Genomic DNA, 1,910 nt, shown 5'->3' with positions numbered 1-1,910 from the left:
GCCCCGGACGATGTGCCCCGGGGCCGCCGCTGCCGTACAGGCAACGTGACCATCTCGCCGCACAGGCCGCACGAGGATGCCGTTGGCGCACGCGGCGAACGCTCCCCCGCCGAGGGCACCTCTGGGTCCGAGGGGGAGCGGACTCCGACGGGCAGCGGAGGGCCAGTCCGTGTGCTCGGGGAGGCGTGCCCAGGCGTACTGCCGCCAGAATATGCGAAGCTTGGCGGCCTGCTGATTCAGGCGGCCGTTGAGCAGCACACCGGTCAGCAGCCGTTCGGACCAGTCCAGCACGGACGGCTGCGGGCCGACGTTGGCTCAACTGTTCCGCCGCACGCGTCCCCAAGTTCAGTGATGCCTCCATACTTCGCTTGGGATGACGTCGTCCAGGGTGCAGCCGATGCGGTCATCGTGCTTGGCGAAGACGGCGCGCGTCACCATGGTGTCCCCTGCGCGCTGGACGCCGGGTATGAACCCGAGTTCCTGGTTGGCAATGTCTCGGGCGTGAACGTGAAACCCATGTCCCGCTCCGCCAGGTATGTGCCGAGTTCGTTCATGAGCTGCGAGGGGACACGGCCGACCAGCCGCATCCCCTCGAACCAGACCTGCGGGCCCGAAAGCCCGTCGACGACGACGCAGGTCAGGCCGATGCCCTCCACGTAGTAGGCGGTCACGTCCGTCTGATACAGCTCGCGCTCCTGCGTCCTGCGAAACTCCGCCTTGTGCCGGCTGCGCCGAGTGTCCCACGGAAGCATCTCGACCAGGTCGCCGGTGAAGCCCGCTTCCATCATCCGCGTGGCGGCCTCGCCGGGACTCATGCCGAACCGGAGCGGGCCCACCGCCTCCAGGAGGGTGTACTCCCACTGCTCCCGACCGGCGTCGCCTACGACGACCCACAGATCCGCGTACATGCGCTGCTCCCTCCTCGCCACGGCCACCCGGCAAGTTCACGGAGGCACGCAGACAACCTTAGGAGCGGACGCCGACACCCACCGCAACGTCCTCCGCCCGGCCTTCCCCCTGCACCGCACCGGCCCCTGAGCAACCTCCGAAAACGCAGGCGCTTCCCCGTCACCAGCGAACGGGGCACCTCGCGCCCTGGCGTACCGCCGCGCCCTGAAGGGGCTGAGCCGCGACCGCCGAATGTACGGGATCCGTTCGCCCAGGCGCCACTGGGCTGACTGCTCGCGTGGCAGTGTTGGGACGCCGGTGCTGGCCGGTCGGTTACACGAGCGGCGATCGAGTTGGGTGAAGCCATACTGGCGCGCGTATGGGTAACGAACCTCAATCGGTCATGGCCTATGGCCGCGGCCGGTCAGCGGGATGCCGTCAGGTGTCGAGAAAACTGGTAAGCGGAGCGCCGAAGGCGGCGTCCGGATCGTGCGGTGTCAGGGAGACGAGACCACACTGGCGAAAGAACTGCACGCGGTCTCCCAGGCCGTCGCCGCCATCGGGGATGAGCGTGAGGAATGTGCACCCCTCGCCGCGGGCTTCGGCAGCGAACTGCTGGAGCAGGAGCCGCCCCGCTTCTTGGCGGCGGTGGTCCGGGGCAACGAACAGACCGCCGACGAAGGCTTGAGGAGCGGCGTGCTCAGCCGGGGCACGCTGGCACCGAAGTAGTCGTCGAACTCTCCCTCCAGGACAGCCACGGTGCCCCACACCTCGCTGACCGCGATCCACGATGTCCAGCCTGCCGGGAGGCCGTCCCCCGAGTAGTCCTCTGGAAGGTCGTACTGCCACTTCCGCAGCAGTGCGTCGATGGCGGGGGCGTCCGCGCCGGTAGCCCGGCGTGCAATGAACACGGAGTGAGGCTACATGCGCTCTGGGACCGTGCAACGACCTGTTCACCAATCCGCGCCGTTCGGCCTCCGTATTCGTGTGCCGCTGTCCGCAGTCTGGGCGCGGTCATGGCC

2 protein-coding genes are annotated in these 1,910 nt (G+C 68.4%); both read right to left on the bottom strand.

Annotation, left to right across the window (positions count from 1 at the left end; genetic code table 11):
- Nucleotides 1-431: 431 nt before the first annotated feature.
- The gene (locus ACFU99_RS42180) at nt 432-908 is read right to left on the bottom strand and encodes a hypothetical protein (protein ID WP_384403698.1); all 477 of its coding nucleotides are present in this window, start codon (nt 906-908) and stop codon (nt 432-434) included.
- 418 nt (nt 909-1,326) lie between these two features.
- Complete coding sequence (locus ACFU99_RS42175) at nt 1,327-1,656, bottom strand: GNAT family N-acetyltransferase (RefSeq protein ID WP_384403701.1); 330 nt, start codon at nt 1,654-1,656, stop codon at nt 1,327-1,329.
- Nucleotides 1,657-1,910: the final 254 nt, after the last annotated feature.

The sequence above is a fragment of the Streptomyces sp. NPDC057654 genome (genome assembly GCF_042800135.1).
Taxonomy (GTDB): Bacteria; Actinomycetota; Actinomycetes; order Streptomycetales; family Streptomycetaceae; genus Streptomyces.
Note: the sequence above shows the minus strand (reverse complement) of the source record. Positions and strands in the feature narration are given on the sequence as shown.